Source organism: uncultured Thalassospira sp. (assembly GCF_963976115.1).
Taxonomy (GTDB): Bacteria; Pseudomonadota; Alphaproteobacteria; order Rhodospirillales; family Thalassospiraceae; genus Thalassospira.
The window spans coordinates 18,013-35,818 of record NZ_CAXBJJ010000015.1 but is presented as its reverse complement, the minus strand read 5'-3'; the positions used below and the strand labels follow the sequence as shown (position 1 = coordinate 35,818).

The following is a 17,806-nucleotide window of genomic DNA, read 5'->3' as shown; positions in this document are numbered from 1 at the left end:
TATGCCGGGCCGGGTGCAGTTTTACAAAGTGAGACGGGTGGCGGGGGCCAGCATTGCGGTGTTGGCCCTGCTTGCCGTGATTTTGTATGGGCTAGACCGGGCCTTTCCGCCCGATCTGGCCCGGTTATCGCAGGTTTCGGCGGTGGTGGAAGGCGAAAATGCGCGCCCGTTGCGCGTGTTTTCAACCGCAGACGGGTTGTTGCGCCTTAAAACCAATGTGGCGGATATTGACCCCACATATATCCGTTTTTTAAAAAGCTATGAAGACCGGCGGTTTGACCACCATATCGGGGTTGATCCGGCGGCCTTAATGCGTGCGATGTGGCAATGGGTACGGGCCGGGCATGTGGTTTCGGGCGGGTCCACCTTAACCATGCAGGTGGCGCGGTTGTTAGAACCGCGTGACCGGACCGTTTTGTCCAAGGCCGTTGAAATTTTGCGCGCGATGCAACTGGAATGGCACTATTCCAAAAGCGATATTTTAAACATGTATGCCACCCTGGCCCCGTTTGGCGGCCGGGTTGAAGGGGTGCGCAGTGCCGCCCATGTTTATTTTCAAAAAGACCCCGGCCATTTGACGATTGCCGAGGCGGCGTTATTAACGGTTTTGCCCCAATCGCCGTCCATGTTGCGGCCTGATCGTTTCCCGGAACGGGCCAGACAGGCGCGGGCAAAGGTGCTGCAACGCTTGCTGGGGCAAAATGAAATTACCGTTGCTGCCTATCATCAGGCCCTGGCCGAACCCCTGCCACAACAGCAATATCCGATCCCGATGCTGGCCCCGCATCTGGCTGAACGGCTGGTGGCGCAATATCCGGGGCAGGACCGGATCATCACCACGATTGAACCGTGGTTGCAGGGCGATTTGCAAAAGATGGTTGAATATTATGGCGGCAATGGTGCACGGGAACGCTCGGTTGCCGTGATGGTGGTGGAAAATAAAACCGGCAAGGTGCGCGCCCATTTGGGATCGCGCGATTATCTGGACCGGCCCAGTCACGGCTTTGTCGATATGACCAAGGCCGTGCGGTCGCCCGGTTCCACCCTGAAACCGTTTATCTATGCCCTGTCGTTTGATGACCAGCAAACCCACCCGCAAACCCTGATTTGGGACCGGGCCATTGCGGATGGCGGATACCGCCCGTCGAATTTTGATCATAACGAAGCCGGTGAAGTCAGCGTGGCCGATGCGCTGCGCTTTAGCCTGAACATTCCGGCGGTTAAGGTGCTGGGGCGTTATGGCCCGATCCGGTTTAGCGAAACCCTGCGCCAGAACGGTGTTTCCCTGCGCCTGCCCGGCGAGGCTGCGGTGCCCAACCTTGCCATTGCGCTGGGCGGGGTTGGTATTACGCTTGATGAATTAACGCAGCTTTATCGTGGTTTGGCAGCGAACCGCAAAAACTGCCCGTTACAATATTTGCGCGATGAAACTCCAAAACCGTGCCTGTCCCCGCACGAGATGTTTTCGCCCCGGACCCGGCACTGGATTACCGGCATTTTGCAAAATACCCCCCGGCCCGATGGCTATCGCGCCCAGGGCGCACAAAACCCCGACCCGATTGCGTTTAAAACCGGCACGTCCTATGGGTTTCGCGATGCCTGGGCCTTTGGCTATAATGCCGATTACACTGTTGGGGTATGGGTTGGCAAGGCATCGGGCCAGCCCATTGCCGGGCAAACCGGGCTAAACAGTGCGGCACCATTGCTGTTTTCGGTGTTTGAAAAACTGCCCCGTTTATCCCGCAGCACGATGGCGGCCCGGGATCAAAGCTGGAAAAACCCGGCACCCGACGGGCTGAAATATTTTACCATGAACCCAACTGCACAAAACCAGCCGGTTGCCGGGGGGCTGGACATTGAATTTCCGGCCGATGATACGACGTTTTTGCTGGCTGATATGGCGACGCGCGGCATGGTGTTGCGTGCGCGTGCCGGGATGCGCCCGCTGGTGTGGATGATAAATGGTGTGCCGCTGGCAACAGATCGCTGGAAAAGATCGGCCATCTGGACGCCAACCGAACCGGGTTTTTACGATATTACCGTGCTCGATAAAAACGCAGTTGCCCGCCATCGCCATATCACCATTCGCAAAACAGCACCGCAGCAGGGCCTTGTGAAACAGGCTTCGTTAACGTTGGATCAGAACGGCCAGTAACAGCCGGGGATGATGACCTGATCGACGATAACCCACCTTGGCCTATTGATAGGCAATATTGATAGAAATTATTGATCAATATTGCCGCATAATGGCATCGTTGACATTCGCTATACTGGGGGAAAGGGTTGCTATGACAAGGTGACGCGATCCGCATATCAGGAGGCAGGTGATGTTTGAAGGTTTTCGCGAAGAAATGATCCCCGGTGCGGGGGCCGACATTTTTGTGCGCCATGGCGGCAAGGTGGACGGGCCGGGTTTGTTGCTGTTGCATGGATATCCGCAAACATCGGCCATGTGGCACGACGACCGTCTCCCGCTGGTCGAAATGAAGACCCTCACCGGCTTTACCAATCTGGAGGAAGCCGCTGTCGGTCTGACCGAGGTGGTGCACTTTCTGTTGCAAAGCAAACTTGAGGAAGGTGGCGCGTCCTTTTCCGATGGCGGTGTCTTTTCGGAACATATCGTCGTGGACGGGCTGCTCATGACCGGGCAGAATCCGGTGTCCTCACATAAGGCTGCCAAGTCCCTTCTTGCCCTGCTGGGTAAGGAATGAGCGACAAGGAAAGCAAGAAGCTGTCCGGACCTGAAAGGGTCCGGGCGGATTTTCTCTGCCGCCAACTCCAACCGGTCATGCAAGCTTGCCCTTTCAGAAATATGGATTGTCGACAGAAGCCTCACGGAAGAATGCGTGCGCGTATTCAACTGGACAGGATGCTCTGGCCGGACCGCGGCGTGCGTTTGAACGTGTCGTTCCACTCGGACAATTGCGCGACGATTGCACCTAACGCCTGAGCCTTTTCAGTCAGCCCGTAACCGACATGCCGCCTTGCATCGTTCTTCTCCACACGTGCGACCAGACCGATCTTTTCCAGGTCGCGGAGCTGTTCGGTTAGAACCTTGCGGCTGATCCCAGGCAGGCTCCGCGTCAACTCAAGGAAATGCTGCTCTCCGCCCGACAGCGCATGCAGAATATTGGGCTTGTGTTTTCCGCCGAGCGTCCTGAGCGTTTCGGCCACCGGACACTCGCCTGCCTGCGATAGAAACCGCATTGCCTTGCGTTGATCGAAATCTTCCAAATCACTCTCCGGTTACAAAAAGGTGCTCAATTGTGCGGGTTATCCGACCTTGTTATACCCGTCCTGTAGAAACAAGACAGAGATGTTCAGAATGCCCGATAATACCATAGTCGAGACCATTCGTATGCTTCCATTCGGGATGCTGAACGCATTCCTTCTGATCCGCGGAAGTAACGCTATACTCGTAGATACAGGGCTTCCGAACTCTGCATCAATGGTCAAAAAAGCGTTGCAGAAAAACGGCCTGGATTGGTCGAATATCCGCATGATCGTATTGACCCACGGTCATATCGATCATGCGGGCTCGGCAGTGCAACTGGGTGAGCTTACTGCTGCCCCCCTCGTTGGGCATGCGGGTGACCTGTCCTACTTTCAGGGCGCGCGTCCGGTGCTGCGGCCCACGGGACCATTCGGATGGTTGTTCCACAAGACCGGAGCGATTCAGAGCCCGTTTGCCTATTTTTCGCCGGATATTGTCCTGTCCACAGACTTGCCCGACCTGACCGAGATGGGCATACCGGCGCGAATACTCCACACGCCAGGCCATACTCCAGGGTCGATTTCCGTGCTGATTGAGGATGGCAGGGTCATTGCCGGTGATCTTGCGGCGTCAGGTATCCTGTTGGGTGGCATATGGCTCAAGGACAAGCCGAAGCAACCGCCCTTCGAAGAGTCTGCTAGTCTTGCCGCGGATTCTCTCCGAATGTTACTGGCCCAAGGCTGCACCCATTTCTATCTGGGCCATGGTGGCCCGCTTGAGGCTGATGCAATTCGCAAACACATCGTGCGTCTGGAAACATTGGGAGCTTAACCACCGCAATACGCAGTCAGCGGTGGAGAAATCGCAACGCCCATCGTCAAATTTTAGCTCCGCGCGATCCTCGAACCTTAATAAACGACGTGGCTTCTTGGTCTAAAGGCAGAAGGAACTCCATGCACAGAACGAGTCCTTTCCTCCGCGATTGCTGATTCAAAACTGGCTATCCGGCTTTCCAATCTCACGCAAACGGGGCTAGACCGTTGCCGAACGACCAATTTTCTCGCGCCGTTTCGACCAGGTTGATAATCACATCGTTTTCGGTGACGCCGACACGCGCGAGGTTCGCGGCAATCTCGGCGAACAGCGCCTTCTTTTGCTCGACCGACCGGCCCTCCGTGCAGGTGATCTGGACAAAGGCGACCGTGCTGTCATGTGTTATGCCGAGAAAAGAGTCCGGCCAGATCATGCCTTCTCCCGGAACATGCTCGGAAATGATCTAAAACCTGTCGTCCTCAGGCACGTTGAATGTGTCGACCATGGCGCTGTGCACGCCCTGCGAAACCCCTTCGGAAAGGGCATTCGGGCCATTGCGGATGGCGGATACCGCCCGTCGAATTTTGATCATAATGAAGCCGGTGAAGTCAGCGTGGCCGATGCCCTGCGCTTTAGCCTGAATATTCCGGCGGTTAAGGTGTTGGGGCGTTATGGCCCGATCCGGTTTAGCGAAACCCTGACCCGATTGCGTTTAAAACCGGCACGTCCTATGGCTTTCGCGATGCCTGGGCCTTTGGCTATAACGCCGATTGCACTGTTGGGGTATGGGTGGGCAAGGCATCGGGCCAGCCCATTGCCGGGCAAACCGGGTTAACCAGCGCGGCACCGTTGCTGTTTTCGGTGTTTGAAAAACTGCCGCGTTTATCCCGCAGCACGATGGCGGCCCGCGATCAAAGCTGGAAAAACCTGGCACCCGACGGGCTGAAATATTTTACCATGAACCCAACCGCACAAAACCAGGCGGTTGCCGGGGGGCTGGATATTGAATTTCCGGCCGATGATACGACGTTTTTGCTGGCCGATGTGGCATCGCGCGGCATGGTGTTGCGCGCGCGTGCCGGGATGCGCCCGCTGGTGTGGATGATAAATGGTGTGCCGCTGGCAACAGATCGCTGGAAAAGATCGGCCATCTGGACGCCAACCGAACCGGGTTTTTACGATATTACCGTGCTCGATAAAAACGCAGTTGCCCGCCATCGCCATATCACCATTCGCAAAACAGCACCGCAGCAGGGCCTTGTGAAACAGGCTTCGTTAACGTTGGATCAGAACGGCCAGTAACAGCCGGGGATGATGACCTGATCGACGATAACCCACCTTGGCCTATTGATAGGCAATATTGATAGAAATTATTGATCAATATTGCCGCATAATGGCATCGTTGACATTCGCTATACTGGGGGAAAGGGTTGCTATGACAAGGTGACGCGATCCGCATATCAGGAGGCAGGTGATGTTTGAAGGTTTTCGCGAAGAAATGATCCCCGGTGCGGGGGCCGACATTTTTGTGCGCCATGGCGGCAAGGTGGACGGGCCGGGTTTGTTGCTGTTGCATGGATATCCGCAAACATCGGCCATGTGGCACAAGGTTGCCCCGCAACTGGCCGATCAATATCATGTAGTTTGTGCCGATTTACGCGGTTATGGACGGTCATCGAAACCGAAAACCGATGCGCAACATAGCCCCTATTCCAAGCGGGCGATGGCGGCGGATATGGTAAAAGTGATGGCGCATTTGGGCCATGACCGTTTTTATGTGGGGGCGCATGACCGCGGCGCACGGGTGGCGCATCGTTTGGGCATGGATCATGCCGGGGCGGTTAAGGCCATTGCCATGCTTGATATTGCGCCCACACGTGAAATGTACCGCGAAACCGACGATGCCTTTGCCCGTGCTTATTGGCACTGGTTTTACCTGATACAACCTGCCCCGTTGCCCGAAACCATGATTGGCAGCAACCCCGATGCCTATTGGAAATTTAAATGCAAGGTGCCGAATGCTGGGGCATCGCCCTTTGCCCCCGAAGCACTGGATGAATATTTGACCCTGTTTCGCAACCCCGATGTCATTCATGCCAGTTGCGAGGATTACCGGGCTGCGGCCAGCATCGATATTGCCCATGATGATGCCGACGGGGACCGCAAACTGAGTATGCCGTTATTGGCAATCTGGGGCGGGCGCGGGGTGATTGAACGGTGTTTTGATGCACTGGCACTGTGGCGCGAACGGGCCGAAAACGTGAGCGGTTTTGCCCTGCCCGGCGGGCATTATCTGGCGGAAGAACTGCCTGACCCGGTGACCGCCCATTTTCGCGGCTTTTTTGATAAATATTAATTGGGGCACCGCCCGGTTACGGGCGGTTTGTCGGGCCATAAAGCGGGGCGAAAATGGAAATCAGGCAGCTACAATGCTTTGTCGCGGTGGCCGAAGAATTGCATTTTCGCCGTGCGGCTGTGCGACTTTCGATCAGCCAGCCAGCATTATCGGCCAGTCTGGCCGCGCTTGAGGCCGATTTGGGCTTTGCGCTTTTTTTTCGCACCACCCGGCAGGTGAGCCTGACCCAGGCCGGGGCGGTGTTTTTAAAAGATGTGCGCCATATTTTACGCAGCATGGATAGCGCCAAACGCCATGCCCGCGAGGTTGCCCACGCGGCCGTGCCGTCTATCCGGGTGGGCGGTGTTGACGAGGCGATTGTTACGCTGGTACCTGCCTTGATGACGCAGTTTCGGGCGCGCTATTCCGATATCCATTTACAAATTCACGAGGTTTCCTCGTCGGGGCGCAATGTGCAAGCACTTGAGGCCCACCGGGCCGATGTGGTGTTTATTCGTGAAAATGTTCATCGCGATTTTGTTGAAAGCCGGTTGTTATATCGTCAGCGTATTATGGTGGCCCTGCCTGTGGCGGTTGCCAATGAAACCGAAACTGAAACGCAAACTGCCGGATGGCGCCGTGAAATTGGCCCGCCAGGAACCTTTGTAACGCCCGATCAACTGGTCCGCTGGCCGCTTATCGGGTTTCCCCGCCATGCCCGGCCTTTGTTGCATGATTTAATGATGGGCAGTTTGGCCCATATCGAAACCCCGCCGGAAGTTACCTGCGAGGTGATAGATAAATCAACCATGTTGCAATTGGTGCATCAGGGCATGGGGGGGGCGCTGGTGCCAGAATGGGTGCAAATCATCGCGCCAGACGGGGTCATGTTTCGGCCTTACGGTGACCCGGCGCTGGAATTGCCGTTATATATTGCGTGGCGTAAACGGGATTATTCGCCGCGACTTGGCGAATTTATCGACCTTGCCAGCAAGATTTGCGCCATGCGCCATCGCGGTAATGAGGGGGCGTTGCCAGGTGATACATCACCATGACAAACGGGCGGGATGCATTTGCAATCCCGCCCGTTTGATGGGGCATTATTCATGCCTGCCGTGTTGTTTTTTGATTATCGCCCGGTAATGCCGGGGAAGATAATCAGGATGGCAACGGCAAGCACCTGCAAGCAAATGAACGGCACCAGTGATTTGAAAATGGTGCCAAGTGTTATGTCAGGCGGGGCCACCGATTTAAGGTAAAAGGCAGCCGGGCCAAAGGGCGGCGAGAGGAAGCTGACCTGCATATTCATGGCGAACAAAACGCCGAACCATACCGGGTCAAAGCCAAGGTCTTTGACGATGGGGACAAAGATGGGCATGGTCAAAAGGGCAATGCCGACCCAGTCCAGGAACATGCCAAGGACAAACAGAATCAACATCATAAACAGGATCACGACGGTCGGGTCATCGGAAATGCCTGTGATCATGGCCGAGACAAATTTGATGCCGCCCATCAGGTTAAATACGCCAACCAGGGCCGATGCGCCAATCCCGATCCAGACAATCATGCCGCAGGTTGACAACGTTTGCATTGCGGCACCCTTGAGCATCGATGGCGAAAACTCGCCGCGCAGGATGGTCGATAAAATAACGCCTGCAACACCCACTGCCGATGCCTCGGTGACGGATGCGATCCCGCCATAGATGGAGCCCAAGACGCACGCCACAACAACAAGCGGCAGAAAAAGACCCTTCAGCAGGCGCATTTTTTCCGATGCCGGGATGCTTTCGGTGCGCGGCGGCGGGGCAACATTGTCGCCGAAATAACAACGCACCAGCACATAGGCGACATAAAACCCCGCCAGCATGAAGCCGGGGATAAAGGCCGATGTGAACAGATCGCCGATAGAGACATTGGCAGTCAGGCCATAAATGATCAAAACAATCGAGGGCGGTACCATGGTGCCAAGCGACCCGCCTGCACAAACCACCCCGATGGCCAGGTTTTTGTCATAGCCCTGTTTAAGCATCTGGGGCAGGGCGATCATGCCCAGCAGCACAATTTCACCGCCGATAATGCCGCTCATGGCGGCCAGAATAACGGCAACAAAAATGGTTTGAACCGCAACCCCGCCTTTCAGACGCCCGCCAAACAGGCGCATGGCTTCAAACAGATCTTTGGCAATGCCGGATCGGTCGAGCAAGGCGGCCATCAGCACAAACATCGGTACCGAGACAAAAACGAACGACGAGACAAAGGAATAAACCCGGCTGGTGATCAGCGGCACCGCCATCGGGCCAAACCAGCCAACGGTAAAAAGCAGGGCGACCAGCAAGGTCACGAAAGCCAGCGGCATCCCGGTCAGCAAAAAGCCGATCAGCAGGATAAACATTGTCAGCGTGCCGTATTCAATACCCAGCGATTGCAGATGAAACATGGGAAAATATCCTGGTGCGCCCGAAGCGCAGGAAAAAAGACATGGGACGATCAAGGGCGCGATTAGCGCCGCGCGATGGCATCGTCAGCGGGCATATCCAGTTTTTTGCGGGCATAATTATATGCCAAAATCAGGAACTGGATGGTCAGTGCCACCATGACGACCAGCATGAATATTTTAAGAATGGCTGGAAAAGGCGGGTTCCAGGCGCTGCCGCTGGTTTCGAGGCGGAAACGGCCATCGGGTGTGAAGGCCGCGCGTTTGACCATCAGCCACGCTGCAAAAGCAAAAAAACCGGTCGAGGCCGCACAGACCAGCGAAATGATAACATCAAGAATGCGCCGGGTACGGCGGCCAACCATGTCATAAATGATCACGACCCGAATATGCTGGTTGCGCGACGCACAAAACAGCCCGGCAAAAACAAATCCCATGCCACATAAAAAGGTCGTGGTTTCATGCGCCCATATTGTCGGGGCATCGAAAATGTGCCGCATACAGATTTCAAAGATCAGTGCCGACATCGAACACAGAAACCCGATGGCAAATATCGATCCAAGAAAGTTGACGCATCGGCCAAACATACCCGATTCCGGCGACAGGACGGCGCGGGTATCGTCAATGAGGTCGGCGACATTGCCCTCGGATGTGCCAAGGGGGGAATGGGGGTCGGGGTGGGGCGTGTTGGTCATGGAGCCGCGTCCTTAAACGAATTGGGATTATCGCCAGGTGTTGCCCGATAGCATCGGTGCCGGTCCTTTTTGGTGAACGGGGTTCGATGATATTTTCAGGTAATTCCCCGGCCCGATCAGGGCCGGGGAACGATGGTTCCGTGTTTAGTTCAGCAGTCCCTGCGAGGTCAGATATTTGATCAGGGTCTGATAGACTTCTTCGGCATTGGCCGAACGCTCGGCAACTTTTTTCCACTGCTTCATGGCGATCTGGCGGAATTTTGCCCGTTCGTCGTCGGACCAGTTGCTGATGTGGATGTCACCTTTTTTCAGGTCAGCAGCCACAGCTTCGCGGTCTTTCATTTGCAGGCGAGACACCAGATCCTGCGACAGGTCACGGACCGAAACGGTCAGAATTTCCTGTAAATCCTTGGGCAGGGCATCCCATTTTTCTTTGTTCATCGATACTTCAACCAGCGGCATCGAATGGAAGCCCGGATAGACCGGATATTTGGCAATATCGTTTAAGCCCATTGCCTGGTTGGTGGCAAAAACGGTGGCATCGGCCGCGTCGATCACTTTTTTATCAAGCGATGTATAGACTTCGGATTGCGGGATGTTCACCGGGGCGGCACCCGCGGCGGCAAAAACTTCCTGCACCATGCCTTCAGGGGCGCGCACTTTCAGGCCTTTAAGGTCGGCAACGCCATTGATGGGAACGGTCGACACAAAGGATTCAAGGCCCGGGGTTGTCGCCCCGATGAAATGCAGGCCATAGGGCCCTTCGAGTTTGTTCATCAGTTCGTTGCCGCCGCCATAATTCATGAAGCGGAACATTTGTTGCGGGTCGGCCCACGCGCCAATCGGGTTGGCGATCAGGCTGAATGCCGGGTCTTTACCTGAAAAATAGCTGACATCGGTGATGTGACCGTCAAGAATACCCGCCGCGATCGCATCCTGGGTTTCGGAATGTTCAACAATCGCACCAACCGGCAAAAGTTCAATTTTGATGCGTCCATTGGTCATTTCTTCAACACGTTTGGTCCATTCCGTGTCGATTTCAAAGGTCGGTGTGCCAGCGGTGTCGCTGGACTGGAATTTCCATTCATAATCGGCTGCATGTGCGGCAAATGAAGTGGTGCTGGCCAGAGCAACGGCAAAGGCCGCGCCCAAAATCGTATTGATAGACGTCTTCATCGGAAATATCCTCCCTTGGACATTGATTTTTCAGGATGCCCGGATTTGGCAAAACCCCCTCCGGGACGTGTTTAGCTGTTTATATTCAACAATTCTTCCGCTTGTCGGACAATCCCGTCAAGCGGGCCTTCAATCGATACGGTAATTGCGTTTTCATCAGGGTCGAGTGGTTCAAGATCGGCAAGTTGACTGTCGAGCAAGGCAGAAGGCATGAAATGGCCTGTTCGGCTGTTCATGCGTTCCAAAATCAGGTCCCGTGGGCCGTCGAGAAAAAGAAACAAAAGTTCCTGTGTCAGAAACTGGCGCAAAAAATCGCGATACCGGCGTTTAAGGGCGGAACAGGCAATAAAAGTGATCGCCCTGTTCACCGGGGCGGTTGTGGCGCCCTTTTTGAAATCTTTGGTGTCGTTTTGGGTTTTAAGGGCCGCTTTGCACACAGCATCAAGCCACGGCCAGCGCATTTCATCATTCAACGGCAGACCACGGCGCATATGTTCGACATTTTCGATTGGATGATAGTCATCAGCATCAAGCCACGTGCCATGTGCGCTTGCGGCAAGGCAACGTGCAACTTCGGTTTTACCCGATCCGCTGACACCCATGACAATGACGAAATTCGTGGCGTTACGCATTGGTCAATACTGTTTCCCGGACGGTGAAGGCGGTGACCTTGCTGGCCCCTGATTTGTTAGCGCTAACATAATGAGGGAATCAATCGTGAGTCAACCGATAAATCCCCCCATTTTTCTGTTTTGAAATCCGGCTGGAATACAGCATGTTGGAATGGTTATAATCAGGCCGGGCGCGTTATTCCAAAGCGTGATGGGCTGTCTGTGGTAAAACAGGCTAAAATTTTGGCAATGGTCATGCCGCAGGGGGCAGACACCGGGCCACCGTTTGGGAAGATGTTATAGGCAGGGCTGTGTTGGCTTAATTTCATCGGGAAGAGTGCAATGTATACCAAAACCATTCTCGCCTTTGGCGATAGCCTGACCTGGGGCCATCACCCTGAACATGGCCGTCGCCATCCCTATGATGATTTGTGGCCCAGTGTGCTTGATGCCGGGCTGGGCGTGCAGGGACGTGTTATTTCCGAAGGGCTGGGCGGACGGACAACGGCCTTTGACGATGACACGGCACCAACCAATCGCAACGGCGTTAAAATTCTGCCGACATTGCTGGGCAGCCACGACCCGCTGGATCTGGTGATTATCATGCTGGGTACCAATGATTTAAAGCCGTTTATCTGCGGTGATGTTTTGGGGGCAACCGCCGGAATGAGGCGACTGGTCGATATTGTGCGCGGATATTCCTATTCATCGGGCCTGGCACCCGCTGTTTTGATTATGTCGCCCCCGCATTGTTGTAAAACCACCAAAACAGGGGGTACATTGTCATCGGCGGGCTGTATCGCCGAATCGCAAAAACTTGCCACTGCTTATCGATCCCTTGCCATCGAGAAGAATTGTTTTTTCTTTGATGCGGCAAGTGTTGCTGTAGCATCGCCGGTTGACGGGGTGCATCTTGATGCGGCCAATACACGGGCAATCGGCACCGCATTGATACCCGTGGTCGAAGAAATTTTACGTGGGGGCCCACACGATTAATGCAAATGGTAGTCAGGCACGCATGAGAAAACGCAAAGGGGCCGGTCGGCCGACAATCGCCGATGTCGCCGATCAGGCCGGGGTGAGTTCGATTACCGTGTCGCGTGCGCTGCGTGACCCGCAAAAAGTATCGGAACGGTTGCGCGCGCGCATTGATGCGGCGGTGCGCGCCCTTCATTACATCCCCGACACCCATGCCAGTGCGCTGGCATCGTCGCGATCCAATGTGGTGGGCGTGCTGGTGCCGTCGCTGACCAATAACGTGTTTTCCGATACGTTGCGCGCCATTTACGATGCCCTTGCCGATGGTCCGCTTCAGGTGCAATTGGGCAATTCGCGCTATTGTGCTGCCGAACAGGAACGTTTGGTGGGCATATTTCTAAGCCAGCGGCCAACTGCAATGATTGTATCGGGTATTGATCAAACCCCCGTTGCCCGAAAAATGCTGGAACAGGCCAATTGCCCGGTGGTGCAAATCATGGAAACCGGGCCGGACCCGATAGATATGATGGTGGGGTTTTCGCATTTCGGCGGCGGCAAGGCAGCGGCCCGGCATTTGATCGATCAGGGATACCGGCATATCGGATTTTTAGGCGCGCGGATGGACCCGCGCACCACCCGCCGCCTGGCCGGATTTAAAAGTGCGCTGGAGGAAGCGGGTCTGTTTGACCCCGATCTGGTGCGCACCACCACCACGTCCTCGAGTGTGACGCTGGGCGGGGTGCTTTTGCGCGAACTGGCCGGTCATCGGCCCGATCTGGATGCGGTTTTTTGCAACAATGATGACCTGGCCCTGGGGGCATTGTTCGGGGCGCAAAAGGCCGGAATTTCCGTGCCCGATCAATTGGGCATTGCCGGTTTTAATGACCTTGAAATGATGGAAGCCGCATATCCGACCCTGACCAGCATTCGCACGGATCGTTACGGCATTGGCCGTCATGCGGTGAATATGATTAATGCTGCCCTTGAGGGCCATTCGCCGGTCAAAAAGATCGTTGATTTAGGGTTTGAACTGCAGGCGCGCCAAAGCACAGAACGCGATTATCGCGCGGTCTGACGGGCAGGGCCGTGATTAAAGGAAAAATGCTTTAGGTGTTATCGTCGTTGGTCAACAGCGGGAACCGTGCCGCCAGTTCCAAAACTGTGTCTTTCGGGCCGCTGATGTGAATAAGGGTTCCAAGGGTATCAAACTGGCGGTCAAGAACGGTCATATCAGGTGTGGCGCAGGCTTGCTCCATCGTTCCGGCATCGGCAAAACGGGCAAACAGGCGGGCTGTTGCCTGCGGCACATAAGGGATAATTTTGGCTGCGTCGCAAACCGCCTGTACCGCCCCGCTATAGGCCCGGACCAATCCGCCAGTGCCAAGTTTGGTGCCGCCAAAATACCGGGTGACGATAACGGCAACATTGATCAGATCACGGCCCTGTAACACCTTCAGGCACGGCATTCCCGATGTGCCCGAGGGTTCACCGTCATCCTTGCCATGTTCAATCAGCTGGTCTTCCGCATTAAGGTAACGATAGGCCGTAACATGGTGGTTTGCCTTGGGGTGGGCCTTGCGCAAGTTTGCCAGTGTGTCGGCAAACTGGTCATAGGGGACCAGTGTTGCTAAAAAACGCGACTTCTTTTCTTCGGTTTCGCAAACGGCAATCTGGTGGAGTGTGTTCATGGTGTGTGTCATAGCAGACCGGGTTTGTCCGCAACAGGTGTTATCCGAAAATGGCCTTGCCGACCAGAATCAGGCCAAAGGCGATCAGCATGATCAAAACCAGCTTGCGAAATGTTTCAGCGGGCAGTTTTTCACGCACAAAACTGCCCGCCTTCACCCCGATAAATACCGGAACAAGGCCCGCCAGCGAGATCGCGACACTGTGCCACGTCATCAAGCCGATTTTGGTCAGGCCTGCCGCCATTACCAGACTGGACAGGGTGAAAGATATGTTCACCCCCTGGACAAAGCGTTTCGGGTCCAGCCGCAGGGATAGCAAAAAAGGCAGGATCGGCATCACCTGCGACCCGGTAATGCCATTGACCAGCCCGGTGAGAAACCCCGATATCGGGGCAAGCCTGCCTGCCAGATGGTCTGGCAAATGAAATGCCGGGCGGCTGATGCTGACAAGGCCATACAGGATCAGAACGGTGCCCAAAACCGCCCCGGCGACAAGGCCGTTAACCCGGTCTAAAATCAGCAGGCCAACAATCAAGCCGGGAATGGTGGCCAAAAACATCGGCCAGAACCGTTTCACGGTTTCGCGAAAATGCCCGGCCTGCACCATGACAATGGTATTGCTGACCACAGATGGAATAATCACCAGCGGCATCGCCGGTTTAAGGCCCAGCCCCAGGGTCAGCACCGGCAGGGCCGAGGTTGAAAACCCAAGCCCGGTCGCCCCTTTGACAAAGGCCGCAATGAAATAGGCGCACGCAATAATCACCGCAGTTTCAACTGTCATCAGGTATCCTGAAAAAAGGAGGGCATGGTTCCTGCCACGATGTGTCAGGAGGCGCAGTTTGCGAGGATTTACCCCAGGGTGCAACCGTTTCAATCGGGGTGTAAGCTGCTTGGGCAAAAGGGTTTACATCACGACAGGGCCGGGACATGACACATATTACGAAAAACGCGCAGCCGTTACTGACCGGAGGATGCCAGTGTGGTGAGGTTCGATATTGTATCGCAGCTGTGCCGGTTAAGATCTATATTTGCCATTGCCGCGAATGTCAGAAACAGGCGGCGTCGGCGTTTGGTATTTCGGTGCTGGTGCGCGGATGCGATATTACGGTGACACAAGGCCAGCTTAAAACGTGGCAGCGCCCCACCGATAGCGGGGCGGTTTTGGACTGTCATTTTTGCCCGCAATGTGGAACGCGGCTGTTTCATGGTGCTTTGGATTGTTCCGAACTGACAAGTGTAAAGGGCGGGTCGCTTGATGTGGTGCCAGACCTTGCCGGGGTGGTTCATATCTGGGCGGCACGCAAAGTGCCCGGCATTGCGATTCCAAAGGGGGCAAAAACATATCCCGGTGAACCTGACGATGATTTTGCCTGATCGGAGCGCGGATTCGCACGGGGGCCGTGCGCGTGGCGTGTTTTGTGCGGGGTATGTTTCATCCGTGGGTGGCGAAAATGAGTGGAATTTTGCGCACATACGCACTGTATTGGCAAAAATTTGCCATTTTTCTGTTGGCGCGGTGCGGGAAAGACTGGAAACCGCACAGCAAAACCCTTATCTAGTTGGACCCGGCACATGGCGGGTTTTGGCCCGGATAAATCGGGCCGCATGATATTATTTGATGATATGCTAGGGGTGTTGAAAGAGACATCCGATGGAGAGGAAGCAAATGAGCAAGAGCTGGAGCACTGATAGTTGGCGGAACCTGCCTGTGAAGCAGATCCCGTCATATCCGGATGCACAGGCCCTCAAGGCCGTCGAACAAGAGCTCGGCAGCTATCCTCCTTTGGTATTTGCTGGCGAGGCGCGCGCGCTTAAGGAAAAACTGGGTGCGGTGGCAGAAGGCAAGGCCTTTCTGCTGCAAGGCGGGGATTGCGCCGAAAGTTTTAAGGAATTTCATCCTAACAACATCCGCGACACCTTTAAGGTCATGTTGCAGATGGCTGTGGTACTGACCTATGGCGCGTCGTGCCCGGTGGTCAAGGTTGGCCGTATGGCAGGCCAGTTTGCCAAACCGCGTTCGGCCGATATGGAAACGATCGACGGTATGGAACTGCCCAGCTATCGCGGTGACAATGTTAACGGGATCGAATTTACCGAAGAATCGCGCACCCCGGACCCGCAGCGCCAGATCAAGGCCTATAACCAGTCAGCGTCGACGCTGAACCTGTTGCGGGCCTTTGCCCAGGGTGGTTTTGCCGATCTGACCCAGATCCATCGCTGGAATCTGTCATTTGTTGATAACAGCCCCGCGGGGGAACGATATCGTCAGATGAGCACCCAGATTGATGAAGCTGTTGCGTTTATGCGTGCCTGCGGCATCACCCCGGAATCCGCGCCGCAAATGCGCGAAACCGATTTTTATACCTCGCACGAGGCATTGTTGCTGGGATACGAACAAGCATTGACCCGCCAGGACAGCCTGACCGGGAAGTATTACGATTGTTCGGCCCATATGCTGTGGATTGGCGACCGTACCCGCCAGCCTGACGGGGCGCATGTCGAGTTTTTGCGCGGGGTTAAAAACCCGATTGGCCTTAAATGCGGACCGACCCTTGATGAAGACGAACTGATCCGCCTGATCGATATTCTGAACCCGGCCGATGAAGCAGGTCGTTTGACCCTGATTTGCCGGATGGGGTCGGGCAAGGTGGCAGAACATCTTTCGCGTCTGGTGCGCCGGGTGCAGGCCGAAGGCCGCAAGGTTGTCTGGTCGTGCGATCCGATGCATGGCAACACGGTTAAGGCCAGCAACGGATACAAAACCCGTGCATTTGATTCGATCCTGGGCGAGGTCAAAACATTTTTTGACATCCACAAGGCCGAAGGCACCCATGCCGGTGGCGTTCATTTTGAAATGACCGGCACCGATGTGACCGAATGCATTGGCGGGGCACAGGCGATTACCGAAGATAGCCTGTCGGATCGTTACCACACCCATTGTGACCCGCGCCTGAACGGCGCCCAGGCCCTTGAACTGGCGTTTCTGATGGCGGAAATGATCAAGCAGGATCGCGACAATGTGCGTGACGAATTGCTGGCAAGCGCCTGATCGTTTTTAGTGGTCCCAAAGATGTTGGGTTAGACCTTATAAAAGGGTGTCCGGTTTGCCGGGCACCTTTTTTCGTCGCTACATTGACCGTTTGGACAGCAGTTTTGCGGTGTTTTGGGGTAAAAAAACGGTCAAAACGTCCCTATTTGAGGATTTGTTTCATATTGATATTGATGCGAAGCTTGTGCTTTAGCATATAACAGAAACAGGGCGCATTTGCCGGCGAGAGAGGGACACCCGCGAACATGTCATCCGATGACGATTTTGCACTCTGGCAAAAGAAAGTTGAGGGAACCAACATTTCCTCGGCAACGCTGCTTGCAACGGATTATCTGAATCATTTCAACGAAATCGTGATGTTGTTGGAAATGGTGCCCGATATGCCTGATATGCTTGAAGATTGTCAGGAATGGGCACCGAAAAGCTATCAACAGCATTTTCAGAACAGTGCCTTTTCTGATCGTGAACTGGCAATCGAGGCCTATGATCACGTGCCCGAAAAATTTCGCCACCCGTTCGAGGAAACTGTCGAGCATATGAATGCCGTGGTGTTGCGCGCCAATGAACAGCTTGCAATCGTCATTGATAAAGGCAACCCGGAAGTTATTCGTATGACAGCCAACAGCGCAACGTCCGCTTTGCAGCGGTTTATGGATGTTGCCAGCGCGATCATTCATGGATCGGCCAAAACCATGAGCCAGGATGAAATCGACGCCGCGATGGCACTTTAGGCCATGTGTACTGATGTGTCGGGTGATGGGTTGTAAAAGCATCGGGGGCTATTGCAATTTCCGCAATTGACTTGCGGGC

Annotated in this window: 19 protein-coding genes; 11 read left to right on the top strand and 8 right to left on the bottom strand. The window is 54.9% G+C overall.

Translation table 11 applies throughout. The features are described 5' to 3' along the window. Nucleotide 1 precedes the first annotated feature (1 nt). Nucleotides 2–2,155 (top strand): penicillin-binding protein 1C, encoded by a 2,154-nt coding sequence (gene pbpC / locus AAC086_RS18575; protein ID WP_339780941.1) that lies wholly within the window; start codon nucleotides 2–4, stop codon nucleotides 2,153–2,155. Nucleotides 2,156–2,327: 172 nt separating this feature from the next. Next, nucleotides 2,328–2,711, top strand: a complete 384-nt coding sequence (locus AAC086_RS18570; protein WP_339780939.1) for a hypothetical protein — start codon at nucleotides 2,328–2,330, stop codon at nucleotides 2,709–2,711. A 145-nt stretch (nucleotides 2,712–2,856) separates the two neighbouring features. On the opposite strand, the gene AAC086_RS18565 is transcribed toward AAC086_RS18570, so the two are convergent. Further along, nucleotides 2,857–3,234, bottom strand: a complete 378-nt coding sequence (locus tag AAC086_RS18565; protein ID WP_339780938.1) for a helix-turn-helix domain-containing protein — start codon at nucleotides 3,232–3,234, stop codon at nucleotides 2,857–2,859. A 91-nt stretch (nucleotides 3,235–3,325) separates the two neighbouring features. Here AAC086_RS18565 and AAC086_RS18560 point away from each other — a divergent pair, with 91 nt between their 5' ends. After that, nucleotides 3,326–4,045 carry an MBL fold metallo-hydrolase gene (locus tag AAC086_RS18560; RefSeq protein WP_339780936.1) on the top strand — a complete coding sequence of 240 codons (720 nt, stop codon included), beginning with the start codon at nucleotides 3,326–3,328 and terminating at the stop codon, nucleotides 4,043–4,045. 187 nt (nucleotides 4,046–4,232) lie between these two features. Here AAC086_RS18560 and AAC086_RS18555 read toward each other — a convergent pair whose 3' ends face one another. Continuing rightward, entirely contained in the window at nucleotides 4,233–4,487 is a 255-nt protein-coding gene (locus AAC086_RS18555; RefSeq protein ID WP_339781069.1) for a tautomerase family protein, read from the bottom strand. Nucleotides 4,488–4,816: 329 nt separating this feature from the next. On the opposite strand from AAC086_RS18555, the gene AAC086_RS18550 reads away from it, so the two are divergent. The 3 genes from AAC086_RS18550 to AAC086_RS18540 all read left to right on the top strand — a co-directional run bounded on the left by AAC086_RS18550 (nucleotide 4,817) and on the right by AAC086_RS18540 (nucleotide 7,417). Continuing rightward, the gene (locus AAC086_RS18550) at nucleotides 4,817–5,329 is read left to right on the top strand and encodes a hypothetical protein (RefSeq protein WP_339780934.1); all 513 of its coding nucleotides are present in this window, start codon (nucleotides 4,817–4,819) and stop codon (nucleotides 5,327–5,329) included. Between the two features lie 172 nt (nucleotides 5,330–5,501). Further along, nucleotides 5,502–6,383: an alpha/beta hydrolase gene (locus AAC086_RS18545; protein WP_339780932.1), complete on the top strand. Its 882-nt coding sequence runs from the start codon at nucleotides 5,502–5,504 to the stop codon at nucleotides 6,381–6,383. A 53-nt stretch (nucleotides 6,384–6,436) separates the two neighbouring features. Then, nucleotides 6,437–7,417: a LysR substrate-binding domain-containing protein gene (locus AAC086_RS18540; RefSeq protein WP_339780930.1), complete on the top strand. Its 981-nt coding sequence runs from the start codon at nucleotides 6,437–6,439 to the stop codon at nucleotides 7,415–7,417. 74 nt (nucleotides 7,418–7,491) lie between these two features. Here the strand turns inward: AAC086_RS18540 and AAC086_RS18535 are convergent, their stop codons facing one another. The 4 genes from AAC086_RS18535 to AAC086_RS18520 form a co-directional block, all read right to left on the bottom strand. Next, entirely contained in the window at nucleotides 7,492–8,799 is a 1,308-nt protein-coding gene (locus tag AAC086_RS18535) for a TRAP transporter large permease subunit (RefSeq protein WP_339780928.1), read from the bottom strand. Between the two features lie 62 nt (nucleotides 8,800–8,861). Then, on the bottom strand, nucleotides 8,862–9,491 hold the full coding sequence (locus AAC086_RS18530; protein WP_339780926.1) for a TRAP transporter small permease: 630 nt from the start codon (nucleotides 9,489–9,491) through the stop codon (nucleotides 8,862–8,864). 144 nt (nucleotides 9,492–9,635) lie between these two features. Next, nucleotides 9,636–10,667, bottom strand: coding sequence for a TRAP transporter substrate-binding protein (locus AAC086_RS18525; protein WP_339780925.1), 1,032 nt, complete (start codon nucleotides 10,665–10,667; stop codon nucleotides 9,636–9,638). A gap of 71 nt (nucleotides 10,668–10,738) precedes the next feature. Continuing rightward, the gene (locus AAC086_RS18520; RefSeq protein WP_339780924.1) at nucleotides 10,739–11,299 is read right to left on the bottom strand and encodes a gluconokinase; all 561 of its coding nucleotides are present in this window, start codon (nucleotides 11,297–11,299) and stop codon (nucleotides 10,739–10,741) included. 321 nt (nucleotides 11,300–11,620) lie between these two features. On the opposite strand from AAC086_RS18520, the gene AAC086_RS18515 reads away from it, so the two are divergent. Beyond that, nucleotides 11,621–12,274 carry an SGNH/GDSL hydrolase family protein gene (locus AAC086_RS18515; protein ID WP_339780922.1) on the top strand — a complete coding sequence of 218 codons (654 nt, stop codon included), beginning with the start codon at nucleotides 11,621–11,623 and terminating at the stop codon, nucleotides 12,272–12,274. A gap of 22 nt (nucleotides 12,275–12,296) precedes the next feature. Then, nucleotides 12,297–13,331: a LacI family DNA-binding transcriptional regulator gene (locus AAC086_RS18510; protein WP_339780921.1), complete on the top strand. Its 1,035-nt coding sequence runs from the start codon at nucleotides 12,297–12,299 to the stop codon at nucleotides 13,329–13,331. A 31-nt stretch (nucleotides 13,332–13,362) separates the two neighbouring features. Here the strand turns inward: AAC086_RS18510 and AAC086_RS18505 are convergent, their stop codons facing one another. Next, nucleotides 13,363–13,944, bottom strand: coding sequence for a YigZ family protein (locus AAC086_RS18505; protein ID WP_339780919.1), 582 nt, complete (start codon nucleotides 13,942–13,944; stop codon nucleotides 13,363–13,365). 40 nt (nucleotides 13,945–13,984) lie between these two features. Then, complete coding sequence (locus tag AAC086_RS18500) at nucleotides 13,985–14,728, bottom strand: sulfite exporter TauE/SafE family protein (protein ID WP_339780917.1); 744 nt, start codon at nucleotides 14,726–14,728, stop codon at nucleotides 13,985–13,987. Between the two features lie 146 nt (nucleotides 14,729–14,874). Here AAC086_RS18500 and AAC086_RS18495 point away from each other — a divergent pair, with 146 nt between their 5' ends. The 3 genes from AAC086_RS18495 to AAC086_RS18485 all read left to right on the top strand — a co-directional run bounded on the left by AAC086_RS18495 (nucleotide 14,875) and on the right by AAC086_RS18485 (nucleotide 17,727). Beyond that, nucleotides 14,875–15,321, top strand: a complete 447-nt coding sequence (locus tag AAC086_RS18495; protein WP_339780915.1) for a GFA family protein — start codon at nucleotides 14,875–14,877, stop codon at nucleotides 15,319–15,321. Between the two features lie 292 nt (nucleotides 15,322–15,613). Next, a complete protein-coding gene (locus tag AAC086_RS18490) occupies nucleotides 15,614–16,996 on the top strand; it encodes a 3-deoxy-7-phosphoheptulonate synthase class II (RefSeq protein WP_339780913.1) in 1,383 nt (460 codons plus the stop codon). Between the two features lie 245 nt (nucleotides 16,997–17,241). Further along, a complete protein-coding gene (locus AAC086_RS18485) occupies nucleotides 17,242–17,727 on the top strand; it encodes a hypothetical protein (protein ID WP_339780911.1) in 486 nt (161 codons plus the stop codon). Nucleotides 17,728–17,806: the final 79 nt, after the last annotated feature.